Annotated in this window: 16 protein-coding genes; 10 read left to right on the top strand and 6 right to left on the bottom strand. The window is 59.6% G+C overall.

Annotation, left to right across the window (positions count from 1 at the left end):
- Positions 1-4 precede the first annotated feature (4 nt).
- The 8 genes from LJ360_RS18585 (at position 5) to LJ360_RS18550 (ending at position 8543) form a co-directional block, all read left to right on the top strand.
- Positions 5-1078, top strand: coding sequence for a phosphotransferase (locus LJ360_RS18585; RefSeq protein ID WP_091852109.1), 1074 nt, complete (start codon positions 5-7; stop codon positions 1076-1078).
- Positions 1075-1866, top strand: coding sequence for a 5'/3'-nucleotidase SurE (gene surE / locus LJ360_RS18580; protein WP_264994710.1), 792 nt, complete (start codon positions 1075-1077; stop codon positions 1864-1866). The genes LJ360_RS18585 and surE overlap by 4 nt, the downstream gene beginning before the upstream one ends.
- Positions 1867-1976: 110 nt before the next feature.
- Positions 1977-3635 (top strand): long-chain fatty acid--CoA ligase, encoded by a 1659-nt coding sequence (locus tag LJ360_RS18575; protein ID WP_264994709.1) that lies wholly within the window; start codon positions 1977-1979, stop codon positions 3633-3635.
- Between the two features lie 340 nt (positions 3636-3975).
- Positions 3976-4839, top strand: coding sequence for a branched-chain amino acid ABC transporter permease (locus LJ360_RS18570; protein ID WP_091852101.1), 864 nt, complete (start codon positions 3976-3978; stop codon positions 4837-4839).
- 2 nt (positions 4840-4841) lie between these two features.
- On the top strand, positions 4842-5876 hold the full coding sequence (locus tag LJ360_RS18565; protein WP_091852098.1) for a branched-chain amino acid ABC transporter permease: 1035 nt from the start codon (positions 4842-4844) through the stop codon (positions 5874-5876).
- On the top strand, positions 5869-6636 hold the full coding sequence (locus LJ360_RS18560; RefSeq protein ID WP_091852095.1) for an ABC transporter ATP-binding protein: 768 nt from the start codon (positions 5869-5871) through the stop codon (positions 6634-6636). Before LJ360_RS18565 ends, LJ360_RS18560 begins: the two co-directional genes overlap by 8 nt.
- Positions 6623-7330, top strand: coding sequence for an ABC transporter ATP-binding protein (locus tag LJ360_RS18555; RefSeq protein ID WP_091852092.1), 708 nt, complete (start codon positions 6623-6625; stop codon positions 7328-7330). Before LJ360_RS18560 ends, LJ360_RS18555 begins: the two co-directional genes overlap by 14 nt.
- 73 nt (positions 7331-7403) lie before the next feature.
- Positions 7404-8543 (top strand): ABC transporter substrate-binding protein, encoded by a 1140-nt coding sequence (locus LJ360_RS18550; RefSeq protein WP_091852089.1) that lies wholly within the window; start codon positions 7404-7406, stop codon positions 8541-8543.
- Between the two features lie 97 nt (positions 8544-8640).
- Here the strand turns inward: LJ360_RS18550 and LJ360_RS18545 are convergent, their stop codons facing one another.
- On the bottom strand, positions 8641-9099 hold the full coding sequence (locus tag LJ360_RS18545) for a MaoC family dehydratase (protein WP_091852087.1): 459 nt from the start codon (positions 9097-9099) through the stop codon (positions 8641-8643).
- 107 nt (positions 9100-9206) lie between these two features.
- On the opposite strand from LJ360_RS18545, the gene LJ360_RS18540 reads away from it, so the two are divergent.
- A complete protein-coding gene (locus tag LJ360_RS18540; protein ID WP_264994708.1) occupies positions 9207-10220 on the top strand; it encodes an NADP-dependent oxidoreductase in 1014 nt (337 codons plus the stop codon).
- Positions 10221-10318: 98 nt separating this feature from the next.
- On the opposite strand, the gene tpx is transcribed toward LJ360_RS18540, so the two are convergent.
- The 3 genes from tpx to LJ360_RS18525 all read right to left on the bottom strand — a co-directional run bounded on the left by tpx (position 10319) and on the right by LJ360_RS18525 (position 13160).
- A complete protein-coding gene (tpx, locus tag LJ360_RS18535; protein ID WP_264994707.1) occupies positions 10319-10816 on the bottom strand; it encodes a thiol peroxidase in 498 nt (165 codons plus the stop codon).
- Between the two features lie 129 nt (positions 10817-10945).
- On the bottom strand, positions 10946-12163 hold the full coding sequence (locus LJ360_RS18530; protein ID WP_264994706.1) for a multidrug effflux MFS transporter: 1218 nt from the start codon (positions 12161-12163) through the stop codon (positions 10946-10948).
- A gap of 94 nt (positions 12164-12257) precedes the next feature.
- The gene (locus tag LJ360_RS18525) at positions 12258-13160 is read right to left on the bottom strand and encodes a LysR family transcriptional regulator (RefSeq protein ID WP_264994705.1); all 903 of its coding nucleotides are present in this window, start codon (positions 13158-13160) and stop codon (positions 12258-12260) included.
- Between the two features lie 89 nt (positions 13161-13249).
- On the opposite strand from LJ360_RS18525, the gene LJ360_RS18520 reads away from it, so the two are divergent.
- Entirely contained in the window at positions 13250-14173 is a 924-nt protein-coding gene (locus LJ360_RS18520; RefSeq protein ID WP_091852074.1) for an acyltransferase, read from the top strand.
- Positions 14174-14198: 25 nt separating this feature from the next.
- Here the strand turns inward: LJ360_RS18520 and LJ360_RS18515 are convergent, their stop codons facing one another.
- Positions 14199-16184, bottom strand: a complete 1986-nt coding sequence (locus tag LJ360_RS18515) for a ribonuclease R family protein (protein WP_264994704.1) — start codon at positions 16182-16184, stop codon at positions 14199-14201.
- Positions 16185-16300: 116 nt separating this feature from the next.
- Positions 16301-18034 carry a diguanylate cyclase gene (locus LJ360_RS18510; RefSeq protein WP_264994703.1) on the bottom strand — a complete coding sequence of 578 codons (1734 nt, stop codon included), beginning with the start codon at positions 18032-18034 and terminating at the stop codon, positions 16301-16303.
- Positions 18035-18157 lie beyond the last annotated feature (123 nt).

Here is an 18157-nt window from a genome sequence, read left to right as displayed (position 1 = left end):
TCTTATGAGTACTGGACCCAACCTGGTGGACGTCCTCGACGCCCACCGGTTTGATGAGGCAGCCCTGCTGAAGTGGCTGCAAAAGGAGATTCCCGAATTCGGTGGCGACCTTGAGGTCAAGCAGTTCCAGGGTGGGCAGTCCAATCCCACCTTCCTGCTGACGTCTGGTGGCAAGCGCTATGTTCTGCGCAAGAAACCGCCCGGAAAAACCCTCCCCTCCGCGCACATGGTGGAGCGGGAATACAAGGTGATCCGGGCCCTGTCTGACAATACTGATGTACCTGTGCCCAAAGCCCGGGTGCTGTGTGAAGACAGCGACCTGATCGGCACGCCGTTCTATGTCATGGACTTCATGGAAGGTCGGGTGCTCAGCCATCCAGCCTTGCCGGAGCTTGACAAGGCTGAGCGCCGACCGGTGCACTACGCTGCCATAGACACTATGGCGAAGATGCATTCGGTCGATGTGAACAAGGTCGGCCTGGGTGACTTTGGTCGCCCGGAAGGCTACGTGGCCCGCCAGGTCGCTCGCTGGTCCAAACAGTATGACGCGTCAAAGACCGACGACATGCCGTCCATGGACAAGCTGATGAAGTGGCTGCCGGAGAACCTGCCGGCGAAGGACGAAAGCGCCATTGCCCATGGTGACTACCGCCTGGGTAACCTGATGCTGCACCCGAACAAGCCGGAAGTCATCGCCATCCTCGACTGGGAGTTGTCCACCCTTGGCCATCCGCTGGCGGACCTGGCTTACTACTGCCTGCACTACCACCTGAGTTCCAGCTTTGAAGGTATGCGTGGCGTAGTGGGGGAGGACCTGGTCGAACTTGGGATTCCCAACGAGCAGGAGACCATTGAGCGCTATTGCAAGGCGACCGGCCGTGACGGCATCGACGACTGGCACGTATTCGTGTCGTTCTCGCTGTTCCGGCTGGCGGCCATCGTCCAGGGCGTCTACGCCCGGGCCCTCGCAGGCAACGCCAGTAGTGCTGACGCGCTGGAAGTGGGCAAGCGTGCCCATATCCTGGCAGACGCCGGCTGGGCCGTTGCCCAGAAGGGTAGCAAGGGCGCAGGCTTATGAGCGATCAGGCAGCGGCGGACCCCATGGTTCGCCGCATACTCATCACCAATGACGACGGCGTTGCGGCCCCTGGTCTGAAGATCCTGGTGGATATTGCCAACCGGTTGGCGGAAGAAGTCTGGATCGTGGCACCGGAGCACGACCGCAGTGGCGCCGGACAGAGCATCTCCCTGCATGATCCCCTGAGGGTTTACCAGCATGGTGAGCGGCACTTTGCGGTGTCTGGTACGCCGGCTGACTGTGTGCTCTACGCCCTGGCCGAATGGTTTGGTGAAACGCCACCGGACCTGGTCCTTTCCGGCATCAACGCCGGTGCCAACATCGGTGATTCCGTGCAATACTCCGGCACCGTGGGGGCGGTACTCAGTGCCGAGCACCTGGGTATACCGGCCATCGCGTTGAGTCAGTCCTTTGTAAACCGGGAGCAGATTGACTGGACGCCGGTGACCGAACTGGGTGAGGCGGCCATCCGGGCGCTATGGCCCTCTGCCAAGGATGACAAGTGCTGCTGGAATGTGAACTTCCCGGCGTGCGCGGCCAGTGACATCACCACCATGGAATACGCTTCCCAGTCCGCCGGTTCCATTGCCCGGCCGCAACTGCTGCCGGGGCAGGACAGTCGTGGGTTGTCCTACTGGTGGCTGGGTTTTGACCGGAACACTGAACACCAGGTACCGGACGATTCCGATGTGGCCGTTCTGCGCCGCCGTGGTGTGGCGGCCTCGCCCTTGCGGGGAGAGCACAGGATGCCTGGCGACGGGGCATCCATCGCGCTACGAAAGACCTGACAGAGCCGCTCCGGGCGGAATCAGTTGGTAATATCCGGGCATGGCCCGGCTATCGCTGGTTCGGCCCGGGGCGGTTGCCGTCTGCAAGCTAGATAACCGGAGACTACTGAATGTTTACACGACACCACAAGGTCTGGCCGAGAGAATTGCCCAAGACCATGACCCTGCCGCAGACCAGCCTGTTTACCAACCTGGAAATCTCGGCCCTGCGGTACCCGGACCACACCGCTATCATCTACTACGATACCAGGATCACCTATCGTGAACTGCTGGACGAAGTAGAGGCGCTGGCCGGATGGCTGCAGAAGAACGGCGTCAAGAAGGGCGACCGGGTGCTCCTGTACATGCAGAACTCCCCCCAGTATGTGATCGGCTACTACGCTATCCTGCGGGCAGACGCAGCGGTGATTCCGGTCAACCCCATGAACCGCGCTGCTGAGCTGGAACACTATGTCTCCGATACCCAGGCAACCATCTGCCTGGCCGGAATGGAGCTGGCAGAATTTATCGCCCCGCTGGTAGGTAACACCTACCTGGAGCGTGTGGTAGTGGCGGCCTACAGCAGCTATGTGCGCCAGCCCACCGACCTGAACCTGCCGGCGGAAGTGTCGGCGGAACCCCGCGAGCTGAACGCTCCCGGCCTGATTTCCTGGGAAAATGCCCTGAACTCCGGTGACAAGCCCGGCGAGCACACCGCAGGGCCGGACGACCTGGCGGTGATCCCCTACAGCTCCGGCACCACCGGTCAGCCCAAGGGTTGCATGCACGTGCACCGGGGCCCTATGGCGACGGCGGTACAGCGGTCATTCTGGAACATTACCACGTCCGACTCCGTCCAGCTGTGTACCCTGCCGTTCTTCCATGTGACCGGCATGACCGGTTCCATGAACAGTCCCATCTTCTCCGGCGCCACCATGGTCATCATGACCCGCTGGGACCGGAATGTGGCCGGCACACTGATCGAGCGTTACAAGGTGACTGGCTGGACCAACATCGTCACCATGGCGGTGGACTTCCTGTCCAACCCGGACCTGGGCAAGTACGACATCAGTTCCCTGGTCACCATTGGTGGTGGCGGTGCCGCCATGCCCCAAGCAGTGGCGAAGAAACTCAAGGACCTCACCGGCCTGGATTACATCGAGGGCTATGGCCTGTCCGAAACTATGGCAGCAACGCACATCAATCCGCCCAACGCACCGAAGGCCCAGTGCCTGGGTATTCCGGTGTTCGACGTGGATTCCCGCATCATTGATGTGGATACCCTGGAAGAGAAGGGCCCTGGCGAAGTGGGCGAGATTGTCTCCAATGGGTATCAGGTGACCGTGGGTTACTGGAACCGCCCGGCGGAAACCGAGGCGGCGTTTGTGGAAATCGACGGCAAGAAGTTTTTCCGCACCGGTGACCTGGCCTATTACGATGAAGACGGCTACTTCTTCATGGTTGACCGGGTCAAGCGGATGATCAATGCGTCCGGCTTCAAGGTATGGCCTTCGGAAGTGGAGAGCATGATGTACCAGCATCCCTCCATCCATGAGGTGTGCATCATCTCCGCGCCCCACGAAAAGCGGGGCGAAACCGTCAAGGCTGTCGTGGTACTGACCCCGGAGGCCGAAGGGTCAACCACCGAGGAAGACATCATCGCCTGGTGCCGGGAACAGATGGCCGCCTACAAGGTGCCCTCCGAGGTCCAGTTCGTCAGTGAGCTGCCCAAGTCCCCCACCGGGAAGCTGATGTGGCGTGCTTTGCAAGAAGAGGAATGGAAGAAGTAAACCTGTTCTGACTGACTGCCCCACTGGCCATCCTGGCCAGTGGGGTGCCTGACCTGCCACTGCCTCCCGGCCTATTATGACGGCCATTGGAGGACCTTCCTGAATTTCATTTTCACCATTAAAATTAACAATAAGGTTCGCATAGCGAAATCACATTCTGTCTATTGACAGTGCATGCTCGCAGTGTACTCTTGTGCATCGGCGTGAGGCATTTTGCCGATACGTCTGAATTGCAACGAAAAGTAAAAACAATCCAGAAAACGTAAACCCAATAAAATCAATGACAGTGTTGCGGTAACGGCAACTCTACAAAAACAACGTCGCCACGGGAGGGGCCGGTTTGACTATATTTCTCCAACAGGTTTTCAACGGGTTGACCCTGGGCAGTATCTACGGTCTCGTAGCGCTCGGTCTGACCCTTGTTTACGGGATACTCCACATCCCGAACTTTGCACATGGTGCGCTCTACATGGTAGGCGCGTTCATGTCGTACTTCTTTATGGTGGACATGGGTGTCCACTACTGGGTTGCCATGGCCGGGTCGGCCGTAGTGGTAGCCGTGCTGGGCATCATCTGTGAGCGCCTGGTTTTCCATCCCCTGAGAAATGCGCCCCCAATACACGACAAGATCGCCGCCATCGGTATCCTCCTGTTCCTGGAGGCCGTGGTGCACATGTTCTGGGGCTCCGATTTCCGCCGGATGTCCACGCCTTTCGGAGGAGTGGTGAACCTGGACGGCGTTTTCCTGCGTGAGCAGGGCATTCTGATCATTGCCTCCACCGTCGTCCTCGTCGTTGCCCTCAACCTGTTCCTGCGCAAGACCATGGTGGGTGCCACCATCATTGCCATGGCCCAGAATCGAGAGGGTGCTTTCCTGGTAGGCATCGACGCCAACCGGGTCGCGATGATGACCTTTGCCATTTCCGGCATCCTGGCCGCTGTAGCCGCCACCCTGTATGCGCCGATGAACCTGGTTTACCCCGCCATGGGCCACCTGGTCATTATGAAGGCGTTCGTGATCATCATCCTCGGTGGCATGGGCAGCATCCCCGGCGCCATTGTTGGAGGCATGATCATTGGTTTCGCGGAAGCCTTTGGTGGTTACTACATTTCTGACGCCTACAAGGACATTATCGCCTTCGCCCTGCTGGTGGTAATCCTGTCCATCCGTCCACAAGGTCTGTTTGCCAAGGGGGCGCACTGATCATGATGTTTAAACTCGGAGCCCTTATCATGCACCCGGCCAGCAAGTACGCGCTACTGGCCCTGGCCCTGCTTTTCCCGGCACTGGCCGCCAACGAATACCAGGTCTATGTAATGGCTACGGCCTTTATCTGGGCCATCGCTGTTTACGGTTTCAACGTGATTACCGGTTACTGTGGTCAGCTCAACCTGGCCCATGGTGGCTTCTTCGCCATTGGCGCCTACGCCGTGGCGCTGCTTACCGCTGACTATGGCTGGAACTTCTGGCCGGCCTTTATCGGTGCCCTGGTGATCACCGCTGTTCTCGGTTTCCTCGTGGGTGCCGTGTCGCTGCGCCTGAAGGAGCATTACTTTGCCATCTTCACCCTGTGCGTCGGCTTTATCATCTACCTGCTGCTGGACAAGTGGGAAGAGCTGACCCACGGCGCAATCGGTGTTCGTGGCATCGCCGCGCCCGACGGCTTCGGCCTGGTCAACTTCCGGGAAACGATACCCGTTTACTACCTGATCCTGTTCTTCCTGGTGTTCATTATCTGGTTCACCAGCCGTATCCAGAAGTCCCTGTTGGGCCGTACCTTCATCGCCATCCGTAACGGTGATGACCTGGCCGAGTCCCTGGGCATCAACCTGATGAAGAACAAGATCCTGGCGTTCGTGATCTCCACCACCTACGCAGGCCTGGCCGGTGCCCTGTACGCAGGCATGATCCGCTTTGTGGGTCCGGAGGATGGCAACATCCTGCACACCTTCAACATGATTACCTACCTGCTGGTTGGCGGTATTGGCACCCTGTTCGGTCCGCTGATCGGTACTCTGGGCATTGTCTGGATCACCCAGTCGCTGCAGTTCCTGGAAGAGTACCGCATGATCATCTTCGGTCCGCTGCTGGTGATCCTGGTGATCTTCTTCCCGCTGGGCGTTTCCGGCTCCTTCCTGACCTGGATGCACCGCAAGGCACAGGCCCTCGGCCTGGGCCCCAAAAAAGTGCAGCAAGAAAGCAAGGTCAACACCGCCCGGGAGGTAGAGAACAATGCTTAAGGTAGAACACCTGACCAAGATGTTTGGTGGCCTGGCTGCGGTTAACGATGTATCCGTGGAGTTTGGCGCCAACCAGATCAATGCCATTATCGGCCCCAACGGGGCCGGCAAGAGTACCTTTTTCAACCTGATTTCCGGCGTTCACCAGCCCACATCCGGCAGAATCCTGCTGGATGGCACAGACGTCACCACCATGCGGTGTGACCATGTGGCCAGGCTGGGGGTTGGCCGGACCTTCCAGACCACCAACCTGTTCGAGACGGCGACGGTGCTGGACAACCTGATTGTTGGTCACCGTCTGCGTACCCACTCAGGACTCTGGGACGTGCTGATCAACTCCAAACGCCTGCAGGCGGAAGAGAAAGCGGCCCGCGAAAAGGCCCGTGAAGCACTGGATTTCGTCGGCCTGACCCATGCAGAAAACCGCTATATCGCGGACTGTACCCAGGAAGAGCGAAAGCGTGTGGCCTTTGCCCTCGCGCTGGCCACGGATCCCAAGATCGTCCTGCTGGATGAGCCGGCCGCCGGGGTTAACCCGGAAGAAACCGAGGGCTTGGCTGAGCTGATGAAAAAGATGGTAAAAAATGGCCTGACGGTGTGTCTTATCGAGCACAAGATGGACATGATCATGGGCATCGCCGACAAGATTATGGTGCTGGACCACGGCGAGAAGATTGCCGAAGGCACGCCGGAAGAAGTGAAGAATAATCCGGTGGTCATCGAAGCGTACCTGGGGAGTGATCACGATGCTGCAGCTTAAAAACGTTGACGTCCACTACGGTAGCTTCAAGGCTCTCAACAACATCAACATGACCGTCGACACCGGTGGCCTGGTGGTATTGCTGGGTGCCAACGGTGCGGGCAAGTCCACACTTTTCAACGCCATCAGTGGTCTGATCAAGCCTTCGGCCGGCAATATCGAGTTCGAGGACAAGATTCTCAACGGCATGAGGCCCAGTGCCGTGGTTTCTGCCGGTGTGGTCCAGTGTGCGGAAGGCCGTCAACTGTTTCCGCAGATGAGTGTCCACGACAACCTGATGCTGGGAGCCTATGTCCACCGCAAGGACAAGGAAGGCAATCGCAAGCGCCTGAATGAGGTGCTGGAGCTGTTCCCCATCCTTGAAGAAAAGGCCCATCAGCCGGCTGGTTCCCTGTCCGGTGGTCAGCAGCAAATGGTGGCGATTGGTCGTGCCATGATGAGCCGTCCGCGCCTCCTTATGCTGGATGAGCCGTCGCTGGGCCTGGCGCCCCTGGTGGTCAAGCAGATGTTCGAGACCATCCAACAGATCAACAGCCTCGGCACCACGGTGCTGCTGGCTGAACAGAATGCCTTTGCGGCACTTAAAATTGCCACACACGCATACGTTATGGAGAACGGCCAGCTCGTTATGGACGGCGACCGTGAAACGATGCTGGGTAACGAGGAAGTGCGCAAAGCATACATCGGGGCCTGATACGGCCCCGGCTCGCTTGTAAATATACCTGACAAGCGCCTGTGAAAAGGCGAAATAAAACCAGGAGAAAACAATGAAAACAGCGAAAAAACTTGGACTGGCAGTTGCTGTAGCAACCACAATGGGTATGAGCTCCGCCATGGCGGCCGAGGTCAACATCGGCTTCTCTGGCCCGCTTTCCGGCGGCGCCGCACTGTACGGCGAAAACGTTCTGTCGGGCCTGCGCATGGCCGCTGACGAAATCAATGAAGCAGGCGGTTTCGACCTGAATGGCGAGAAGACCACCATTAATATCATCGCCCTGGACGATCAGTATTCCCCGGCTCAGGCAGCCACCAATGCCAAGCGCCTGAAGCAGGAATCCAATGTTCCGGCCATCTTCATTCCCCACTCCGGGGGCATCTTCGCACTGATGGACTTCAACGTGGAAGACGACTTCATCGTGATGGCCTATACCAGTGTTCCTACCATCACCGAGCAGGGTAACCCGCTGACCATACGGATCCCGCCGACGTTTGATGGCTACGTGAAGGCATTCACTGACTACGCCCTGGAGAACTGGGGTACCAAGCTGGCCATGGGTGGTGCAACCCACGAGTACGCCAAGATCTGGGCGTCCATGGTTGAGAAGGCCTGGACTGCCAAGGGTGGCGAAATCGTTGCCCAGAATCCGATGGACTACAACAAGTCTGCGGACTTCTTCACCGGCGTTAGTCGTCTGATCTCCGAGAACCCGGACGTCATGTTCGTTGGTGGTGCTTCTGAGCCGACCGGTCTGGTCATGCAGCAGGCACGTCAGCTGGGCTACGAAGGTGCCTTCATCATGATGGACCAGGCCAAGATCGACGAAGCCGCCAACGTGGTCGGCGGCTATGAGCTGCTGGAAGACACCGTCGGTGTGGTTCCGCTGACCGTGTACGAGACTGAGGCTGCCCAGTCCTTCATCGAGCGTTATGAAGAGATCTACGGCAAGACTCCGGGCTCTGAAGCGGCCTTCAACTACGGCGCTCTGCACGGCCTGGTTGCTGCGATGGACAAGACAGAAAGCACCGATCCGGAAACCATCCGGGCGGCCCTTGGGGATGCCATTGCCAACCTCGAGGACAGCAAGAACCCGTATGTAGTGGAAGGCGTTGACGAGAAGGGTGGCTTTATCACCGCGCCGACCATGGCTGTCGTCAAGGACGGCAAGATCGTCGAAGAGGAGTTCTGATCCGTCCGGACAGACACCACTGAATAAGAAAGGGGGCCTCGGCCCCCTTTTTCATGCCCGGTGACCGCCCAGCCAGTCACCGGATCACGGACCGGGTTTACGGCTTGACGTACATGGCCAGGTTCTCGGCCACGACGGCGGGCTTGTCCTCGCCCTTGATCTCGATCACCGTTTTGTAAGTCGCCAGAACCCGCTTCTCATCCACATCCTGGATATCAACCAGTTCAACCGTAGAGCGGATATCCGAGCCGGATTTGACCGCGGCAGGCAGGCGTACCTTGTTCATACCGTAGTTGATGGTTGCGGCAGGACCTGTCACGGTCATGGCCTGTTGGTTGAGCTGAGGAATCAGTGACAGGGTCAGGAAGCCGTGAGCGACCGGGGCACCCCAGGGCGCTTCTTTCTTTGCCCGCTCCACGTCCACGTGGATCCACTGGTGGTCGCCGGTGGCGTCGGCAAAGGCCTGGATCATCTCCTGGCTGACGTTCTTCCAGGTGCTCTGGCCCACAACCTTGCCCTTGTGGTTCGGCAGATCTTCGAGTGCGATACTTGTCATTATTGTCTCCTGGTTTCGTTTCGCGAAAATCAATTTCGTAAGCTATTCTCATGGACCCGGGCTTTCGGTGCAACAACAAAAACTCCCCCAGAATAAAGAGGTGTGATATGTCCAAGAAGCAACAATACACGCTGGTACAGCGTCCGGTCGGCATGCCCGACGAAACCCACCTGAAACTGGAAGAGGTGGACATGCCCGTCGCCGGTGAGGGCGAGGTGCTGCTGAAGACCCGATATCTGTCACTGGATCCGTACATGCGGGGTCGAATGAACGATTCGGCGTCCTATGCGACCCCGGTAGCCCTGGGTGATGTGATGACCGGGGAGGCGGTCAGCGAAGTGCTGGAAAGCAACCACCCGGACCTGTCGCCCGGGGACATGGTCATCGGCCGTACCGGCTGGCAAACGCACTCCGCCGCAACGCCCGACATCCTTTACCGTATTGACCCGGACCTCGCCCCGCCCAGCGCCTGGCTCGGGGTGATCGGCATGCCTGGCTTCACCGCCTACGTCGGCCTGCGGGAATTTGGTCAGCCCAAGGCCGGTGAGACGGTGGTCGTATCGGCGGCATCCGGCGCGGTCGGACAGGTCGTGGGCCAGATCGCGAAGATGAAGGGTTGTCGTGTGGTGGGCGTCGCCGGCGCCGATGACAAGTGTCAGCACGTGGTGGACCACTATGGCTTTGATGCCTGTGTGAACTACAAGGATGAGGATTTCGAGGAGCAGCTCCAGGCGGCTTGCCCGAATGGCATCGATGTATACTTCGAGAATGTCGGTGGCAAGGTGTTCGATGCGGTCATGAAGCTGGTCAATGACTTTGCCCGCATCCCGGTCTGCGGACGTATTGCCCACTACAACCAGACGAAGCTGCCGGAAGGTCCGGACCGGCTGATTCCGTTTATGGGTCAGATCCTGGTCAAGCGGCTGATGTTCCACGGCTTTATCCAGTCCGACCATAGCGAACTGCTGCCGGATTTTCGTCGGGATATGGGGCAATGGCTCAGGGAAGGCAAGGTGAAATACCAGGAAGATGTGGTCGAGGGCTTTGATCACACGCTCGACGCCTTCCAGGGGCTGCTGCAGGGGCGCAATCGCGGCAAGCTGGTGATCAAGGTGTCCTGAATAGCCGCTCTAAACGCAAAAGGGGCTTACCCGTAAAGGGCGCCCCTTTTTTGACAGCTGCTGACAGCGAATTCTCCGCCAGCAATCACCTGGACCGATCAGAGTACGGCCAGTGCTGCGTCGTAGTCCGGTTCGTTCTTGATCTCGTCGACCAGCTCACTGTGCAGTACCTTGTTGTCCTCGTCCAGTACCACAACGGCGCGGGCACAAAGGCCGGCCAGTGGCCCGGTCTGTAAGGCAACCCCGTAGTCCTGCTGGAAGCTGTAGTTGCGGAAGGTGGACAGGGTCTGCACGTTCTTCAGACCTTCGGCACCGCAAAAGCGGCCAGCGGCGAAGGGCAGGTCGGCGGAGACAACCAGTACTTCGGTGTTGTCCAGGTTGCCGGCCTTCTCGTTGAACTTGCGGGTTGAGGTCGCGCAAACGCCGGTGTCGATGCTGGGAATGATATTGAGGATCTTGCGCTTGCCGGCAAACTTGTCCAGGCCAACATCCTGCAGATCACCGGTGGTCAGGGTGAAATCCGGTGCCGTGTCGCCGGGCTGGGGAAAGGTGCCGCTGACTTCCAGCGGGTTGCCGTCGAGTGTGACTTTGCTCATGGGTGTCTCCTGACTTTCGGGTTGGTTGTTTCCAGTATCCATAACATACACCTGTTTAGTGCATTTTGGATGACCCGTCGAGGAGGAAAACTTCCTTTCGCTTCCGGTCAGCCACCGTCGGTCAGGGCGTCATTGGGTGGCCTTTGCGGGCTCAAAGCCGGGCGCGGGGTAACGCTGCACCAACAGCAGGTAGGCGCCCATGGCTGCGACCGCGCAGATGGCGATGATGCTGGCCATAACCAGCGAAGTGCCGGTGTAAAGATAGCCCACCAGTGAACCCACACAGGCTGCCAGCGCCATCTGAACGAACCCGAACAGGGCCGAGGCCGACCCGGCCATGCGGGGGAAGTTGGCCAGTGCGCCAGCCATGGTCTGGGGCAGTGTCATGCCCACGCCGGCCATGAACAGGCTTTGCGGAATCATCACCGCCCAGACGTTATAGACCTCGGCCATTGCCAGTCCGGCCATGGCGGTCCCCCCGGTCACACTGACCAATAACCCCCGCACCAGGATCTGATCCGGCAGCCAGCGCCGCCCCAGCTGCATCGCCAGGAGGTTGCCGGCGATGTAGCCAGCTACTACGCAGGCAAAATAGAGCCCGAAATGCTCCGGTTTCACACCGAGAAAATCGATCAGCACATAGGAAGAGCCGGACAGGAACGCAAACAGGCCGGCAAAGGCAAAGGCATTGGTCAGGGTATATCCGATAAAGCTGGGATCAGTGCCGATGTACCGGTAGTTTCTGGCCAGGGACCCCAGTTTGAGGGATTGGCGGTTTTCCGGTGCCATGGGTTCACGGATACCAAAGGCAACAATTCCGGCTACGACCAGTCCATAGACGCCAAGGGCGACAAAGATGGAAGGCCAGCCGAAACCGGTCAGCAGGAAACCGCCAACGGTGGGTGCCACTGCAGGGGCAAGGGCCATGATACTGGCCAGCAGTGCCATGATGCGGGCAGCCTCTCTTGGTGTATAGATGTCGCGGATAGCCGCCCGGCCAAGAACGGGGCCGGCCGAGCCCCCGAGTGCCTGCAGGAAGCGGAACAGCATCAGGGTTTCCACGTTGCTGGCCAGGGCGCAGCCGATACTGGCGAGGAAAAACAGCAACAGCCCGCCGATCATCACGGGTTTGCGGCCAAACCGGTCGGCAAGCGGTCCACAGAACAACTGTGCAACGGCAAAGCCTGCCATATAGAGGCTCAAGGTAAGCTGTACCTGGTCAGGACCCGCCGACAGTGCCTGGCCCATGGCCGGCAGCGCAGGCAGGTACATGTCGGTGGCCAGCGGTCCGAGGGCTACGGCTGCCGCCAGCAATATGGTTGTCCAGATACTGGTCAGTGCGAGCATGGATATTCCGGTCTTTAAATGGGAGCACCACTATACGGCGAGTGGCTGCAAAGATAACGACCGGCCCGATCATAGAATCCATGCACGAAATCGATTAATGGCCAAGATCCCTTGCCACAGCGGCCAACCGGTTACGCAGCCAGCGATGGCCGCTGTCGGTCTGGTAGCGCTGGTGCCAGATCATCAGGAGGTGCACGTCCCGGTAGTCAAAGGGCAGGGGCGCCGTGGCAAAGCCCCGCAACAGCTGGTGTTGCATGCGGGACGGGGCGGAAGCCACCAGGTCTGTACCGCGCAGGAATTCCGGCAGTCCCGAGAAGTTGGAGACGGTAACGGCGATATTACGGCTAAGCCCCCGCGCCCGCAGGGCATTCTCAAGCCCGGTGCGCTCACCCGTGCCGAACAGCACATCCACATGCCGTGCCCGGAGATACTCCGCCAGGGTGGCCGGAGCAGACCGCACGGAGGGGTCGTAGAAAATCACCATCTGATCCCGGAGCAGCCCTTTCTGGATAATGTCACCGGTATCGGGTGCGTGGGGGGTAATGATCAGGTCGCACACATCCTCCCTCAGCAGTTCCGGTCCGGGAATACCTGAAGGGACCACCTGCAGCCGGATGCCAGGGGCGTCCAGGGCTAGCTGCTTCATCAACGGCGGCAGTAACAGGTCCCGCTGATAGTCGTTGGCCGCAATGGTGAAGGTAAATTCGGCCGAGGCTGGCTCGAATGGGGGACCGGCGGACAGGGCTCGCAGTTCATCCAGGATTTGCTGGATATGGGGCCCGGTTTTAAGGGCATAGCGGGTCGGTGCAATACCCCGGCCGGATTTCACGAAGAGCGGGTCGCCGAGGGTCTGGCGTAGCCGCTCAAGGGTGTGACTGACCGCGGACTGGCTCATACCCAGGGACACTGCCGCCCGGGAGACACTGTTCGCCCGGAGTACAGCCAGGAAGACCTCCAGGGAGCGGGTATCAAGGTGGAATTGATCAACGGATTTCATGAATGCAGTGTAGCACGCTATAGGCCTGCCCAATCGAGGCCTCCATTGTTATGATGCACGCCTTATAACACCGGAAAACGGACGACAAGATGCTGGGATTCCTGCCTAAGCCCCTGATTGGCGTGATTGCGGTCACCCTGTTGATTCTCAATACCCTGTTCTGGGCGCTTTTTCTCTACATACCGGCCCTGCTCAAGCTGATCGTGCCCCACAAGGGTTTCCGGGTCGGCTGTACCCGCCTGATTATCTGGGTGGCTGAGAACTGGGTGGCCGGTAACAATGCCTGGATGCGCCTGACCCAGCGCACCCGCTGGTACGTCACCGGCGCCGAGGAACTGGAGCGGGAAAGCTGGTACCTGGTGCTGAGCAATCATCAGAGCTGGGTGGATATCCTGGCGATGCAGTGGGTGTTCAATCGGCGGGCACCGTTTCTCAAGTTCTTCCTGAAGAAGGAGCTGATCTGGGTGCCGGTGATCGGTATCGCCTGGTGGGGGCTGGACTTCCCCTTCATGAAGCGGCATTCCCCCCAGTACCTGTTAAAGCACCCGGAAAAGCGCGGACAGGATCTGGCGACCACCCGCAAGGCCTGTGAGAAGTTCCGCTTTACGCCGGTCAGCGTTATGAACTTTGTCGAGGGCACCCGCTTTACGCCCGAGAAGCACCGTAAGCAGAAATCCCGCTATCAGCACCTGCTGCAGCCCAAGGCCGGAGGCGTCGGATTTGTGCTGGATGCCATGGGGGACGCCATGGAAACCCTGGTGGACGTGACTATTGCCTATCCCGGTGGCGCGCCCAGTTTCTGGGATTTCGTTTGCGGCCGGGTCAGCGAGGTGCGTATGGAAATCCATACCCACCCGATTCCGGACGCCCTCAAGGGCCGGGACTACGCCAAAGACGCCGAATACCGTCGTCAGCTCAAGGACTGGTTGGGAAATCTGTGGCGGGAAAAGGATCAACGGCTGGAGCGAATGCTGGCGGAAGCCGGCAAGGGCGAGCCCAGCGTCAGCCGCTGAGCCCTTGCCCGGGCCCGGTCATCAGTCACTCTTCAGAGCGAGTCGGCGCCTGGTCAACGGTGTCAGCAACCAGTTCCAGGTTGATCTGGCGACGCTCCTCATCAATACCTGCCAGCTTTACAGTTACCGCCTGGTCCAGCTGGAAGGTCCGGGCACCCTTGGTGGCTTCCAGGCGCAGGGTAACCGGATCAAAGCTGAACTTGCCTGACAGGGTCTTGCAGCTGACAAAGCCTTCCAGCCCGTTGCTGTCCAGCCGCACGAAAAAGCCGGCAGGTACGGTACGGGTGATGACTCCGGTGAAGGTGGCGGCGCTATCCAGCTGACGTGCGTAATCACTCTTGAGCCAGCTTTCCAGGGAGTTGGATGCCTGGCGCGCCTGCATCTGGGCGGACTGCAGGCTGTTCAGGCCCTCTTCCGCCAGCCGGTCGTGTTGCTCATCCCAAAGGGCTGCCTTGATCAGCCGGTGCACGTAGAAATCCACGTAACGCCGCAAGGGAGAGGTAAACGTGGTGTAGGCAGGCAGCCCCATGCCCTGGTGGGGTGCTGCCTCGAATACCATCTCGGCCCGTGCCAGCTGGCGTGCGATGATGGTTCTCACCGGTACTTCCACGTCGAGGTCTGACGTCCGCACCATCAGTTCACGGAAGCCTTCCGGGGTGGCGGGGTCGATGCTTGCCAGTTCCGGTGCATAGCGCTCCAGCAGGGTGCGAATGTTATCGGCGCGGTCGTCTCGCAGGCCCGGATGGGCAATAAACAACCCGTGGTCCTGCCGGGCAAGGAAATCTGCGACACAGCGGTTGGCGGCGACCATGCATTCTTCCACCAGCCGGTGGGCTTCATTCTGGACAGCTGGCTCGATGGCACGGATGCGTCGGTTCTCGTCCAGCCGCAGGCGGAATTCGGGTCGGTCGCCGTTCAGCAGGGCATGGTCCGAGCGCCATTTGCGCAGTGCCGTGGCCGCCTGGTGAAGCTGGTCCAGGTTGTTGGTGACCTCCGGTGCCAGGGCATCGGTTTCCTCGTTGTGCTGGTCTTCAAGCAGCTGGCTGACCAGCTCATAGCTGAGCTTGCCGCGGGACCGGATAACCGCCCGGTGGAAACTGAACTCGCCAAGGCTGCCGTCGTTATTCACCTGAAGGTCGCACACCAGGGCGAGTCGGTCGGTGTCCGGCATCAATGAGCACAGCCGCGTGCTAATGGCTTCCGGCAGCATGGGGCGCGGTTCGCCGGGAAAGTAGATGGCAGTGGCACGGTTACGGGCTTCGGCGTCAGCAGGGGACCCTTCCGGAATCAGCGCAGTGGGGTCGGCGATAGCCACCGACAGGCGCCAACCCGTCGCGTTGGGTTCGGCCAGCAGGGCGTCGTCCATGTCCTGGGTGCCCGGGCTGTCGATGGTGACGTAGGGCTGACCAGTGCGGTCCTCACGGCCTTCCCGCAAGGGCGTGATGGAATCTTCCGATAGTCCGGCTGCCATTTCTTCCACCGCTTCGGGAAACGCATCGTCCATGTCGAAACTGGCGAGGGTAAAGTTACGCTCTATGCCCGGCTCACCAGCCTTGCCGATCACCCGGATAACCTGGGCCTGGCCCTTGCCGTCCTTGATGGGGTGGCGAAGTATACGGCAGTAGATGAAGTCATCCGGCTTTGCGTCGTTACGCTCTTTGGGCGGAATAAAGATCCAGCGACCAATGCCGGGGGTTTCAGGCGCCACAAAGTGCCCCTTTCCCTTTACCAGGTAGCGGCCCACGAAGGTGTCAAGGCTGGTTTCCAGCAGTTCCTCGACGATGCCCTGGGTCCGGCCCTTTTCACCGGACACTTCGGAGACGGTGATACGGTCGCCGGGCAGGACTTTTTGCATTTCCTCGGGCGGCAGGAACACGTCGCGGCCCTCGTCCAGTGCCACAAACCCGAATCGACCGTTGGTGGCCTTGACGGTGCCGGGGTAGACCACCTTGTGTTCCTTGATGTCGGTTTTGAGCTGGCGCAACTGGTTGAGCGCGTCGGCATTAAGCATGAATGAAACCTGGCTGGTAAGAGTGACTGTTGGCGGGAGTATACCGGTTATGGCTGGCTGAGTCAGATGGTCTGTGGTTGAGATTCAGTGCCGGTAACCCGCGAATTTCGGTGGCCTCAGGTTTCGCTCGGTTCGTGCTGAGTAGCCGTTTCGGACAGTGCATCGCTGGTGACCAGCTGGTTCCGGCCTGCCTGCTTGGCCCGATAGAGGGCCTGGTCGGCTTGCCTCAGAATTTCATCCAGCGGTTCCCCCGGCTGGGCGAGGTGGCCGCCAATGCTTACGGTCACCGGCATGCCCATGGCCCGGCTCTGGCTTTCAATATGGGTGCGTATACGCTGGCCGATATGACTGAGGGTATGGGCGTCGCAGGGCGCAAGGATCACCACGAACTCATCACCACCCCAGCGGCCAGCCTGGTCATAGGGGCGCAGGCTCGCCCGCAGCCAATGGGCGACATCGCACAGGATGGCATCGCCACTCTGATGCCCCTGTTCGTCGTTGATGCCCTTGAAGTGATCAATGTCGAGCCATAGCACACCGAAGCCGGTGCCCTGGCGGTGGCTTCGTTCAATCTCGGCGCTGAACAGTTCGTCCAGGGCCCGCCGGTTGCCGAGTTCCGTCAGGGGATCCATGCGGGCAAGCCGGTGCAGGTCCCGGGTACGCTCGTCTACCTGCCCCTTGAGATCGTCATTAATGGTTTTCAGACTGGCGGTCATGGCCTCGAAATGGGTGCTGAGCCTGCCAATCTCGTTATTCGGCTTGGGCAGGGGCGGCAGCTGGAAATTGCCCTGCTTTACCTGGTACACCGCCCCTTCCAGCGCCAGTACCGGGCTCAGCACCCGGCGGCTGATCAACCAGTGGAACAGCAGCAGGCTGACCATCAGGGTGGCGAGGAAAACGCCCACCAGCGGCCAAAGGTAACTCACCGGCAGCAGGGTTTGCAGGTCCAGCAGGGTAATCTCGAACCAGCCAATGGCGGGCAGGTAGGCGACCCCTGCCAGGTGCTTGCGACCATCCACCTCAACAAAGCTGCTGGCGACGGCCCCTTCGCGGCCACCTTCGTTCTTGAGCATCTGCAGCATGCCCAATACTTTCTTCTGGTCGTCCGGTGACTCGAACAACAGGTCGACCGTATTCTTCTGGCCCTCGGGCTTGATGATGCTGGCAAAGTCGATGTAGTTGCGGTCCCGGTACAGCTGGATGGCACCATTGTAGTCGACAAACAGGGTAGTGATGCCGTCCTGTCCAATGTCCACGATATCCTGCAGGAACTTATCCAGGTCCATTCCGGTACCCACCATGCCCAGAATCTCACCTTCCGGGCCACGCATCAGCACATCGATCCAGAGCTTGGTAACGCCCAACTCGGTATCCGGGTTCACATTCAGGTGGAAGTCGCGGCCCTCCTCAATCAGCTGGTAAAACCAGGCATCGTCCGGGTCATCGGGATTGAGCACGTAACGGAACTGGTTATCAGCGTAGTCGTTGGCCTGGTTGTTGAAGTAATAGCGACCGGATTCCCGGAGGGCGACGAAATAGCTGTTGTCGCGGAAGTTGGCCCGGAAGCTCTCCATCTGCTGGATTGCCGCGGCCTCCAGGGCAGGGTCATCCGGGTTCCGGGCCCACTGGATCAGGGTCGCAGAGTCAGCCATCTGGCGGGCCAGGCCGATCTCCCGTTCAAGGGATTGCAGCAACCGTGCACTGTCGTAACGAACCTGGATCTCGGCAACCTGCTGACCCCAGCGTTCAATAATATCTTCCGAGAGGGCGCGATAGGCCAGCCATGAGGCAGCTGAGGCTGCCATGATCAGCAGTGCCGTCAGGCCAAGGATGCGGGTTTTCAGGCTCAAGGCGGTAATCCTTCCGGCTTGGGGTCAGGTGAGTCCATGATAGACCAGGCTGCGCTCTATGCGTAGAAAACCTGCCGATTCGAACGACAGGATTTTCTGCCATATTCCAGAGATCAGCCTTAC

Origin of the sequence: Marinobacter sp. AN1, assembly GCF_026013985.1 — a bacterium.
Taxonomy (GTDB): Bacteria; Pseudomonadota; Gammaproteobacteria; order Pseudomonadales; family Oleiphilaceae; genus Marinobacter; species Marinobacter segnicrescens.
This window is presented reverse-complemented; position numbering and strand designations above follow the sequence as displayed.

Excerpts from the sequence above, each read along its gene's own strand:
- surE (WP_264994710.1), top strand. The coding sequence starts at position 1,075 with ATGAGCGATCAGGCAGCGGCGGACCCCATGGTTCGCCGCATACTCATC.
- LJ360_RS18525 (WP_264994705.1), bottom strand. The coding sequence starts at position 13,160 with ATGAAATCCGTTGATCAATTCCACCTTGATACCCGCTCCCTGGAGGTC.
- LJ360_RS18575 (WP_264994709.1), top strand. The coding sequence starts at position 1,977 with ATGTTTACACGACACCACAAGGTCTGGCCGAGAGAATTGCCCAAGACC.
- tpx (WP_264994707.1), bottom strand. The coding sequence starts at position 10,816 with ATGAGCAAAGTCACACTCGACGGCAACCCGCTGGAAGTCAGCGGCACC.
- LJ360_RS18530 (WP_264994706.1), bottom strand. The coding sequence starts at position 12,163 with ATGCTCGCACTGACCAGTATCTGGACAACCATATTGCTGGCGGCAGCC.
- LJ360_RS18520 (WP_091852074.1), top strand. The coding sequence starts at position 13,250 with ATGCTGGGATTCCTGCCTAAGCCCCTGATTGGCGTGATTGCGGTCACC.
- LJ360_RS18545 (WP_091852087.1), bottom strand. The coding sequence starts at position 9,099 with ATGACAAGTATCGCACTCGAAGATCTGCCGAACCACAAGGGCAAGGTT.
- LJ360_RS18555 (WP_091852092.1), top strand. The coding sequence starts at position 6,623 with ATGCTGCAGCTTAAAAACGTTGACGTCCACTACGGTAGCTTCAAGGCT.
- LJ360_RS18550 (WP_091852089.1), top strand. The coding sequence starts at position 7,404 with ATGAAAACAGCGAAAAAACTTGGACTGGCAGTTGCTGTAGCAACCACA.
- LJ360_RS18585 (WP_091852109.1), top strand. The coding sequence starts at position 5 with ATGAGTACTGGACCCAACCTGGTGGACGTCCTCGACGCCCACCGGTTT.
- LJ360_RS18560 (WP_091852095.1), top strand. The coding sequence starts at position 5,869 with ATGCTTAAGGTAGAACACCTGACCAAGATGTTTGGTGGCCTGGCTGCG.
- LJ360_RS18565 (WP_091852098.1), top strand. The coding sequence starts at position 4,842 with ATGATGTTTAAACTCGGAGCCCTTATCATGCACCCGGCCAGCAAGTAC.
- LJ360_RS18515 (WP_264994704.1), bottom strand. The coding sequence starts at position 16,184 with ATGCTTAATGCCGACGCGCTCAACCAGTTGCGCCAGCTCAAAACCGAC.
- LJ360_RS18540 (WP_264994708.1), top strand. The coding sequence starts at position 9,207 with ATGTCCAAGAAGCAACAATACACGCTGGTACAGCGTCCGGTCGGCATG.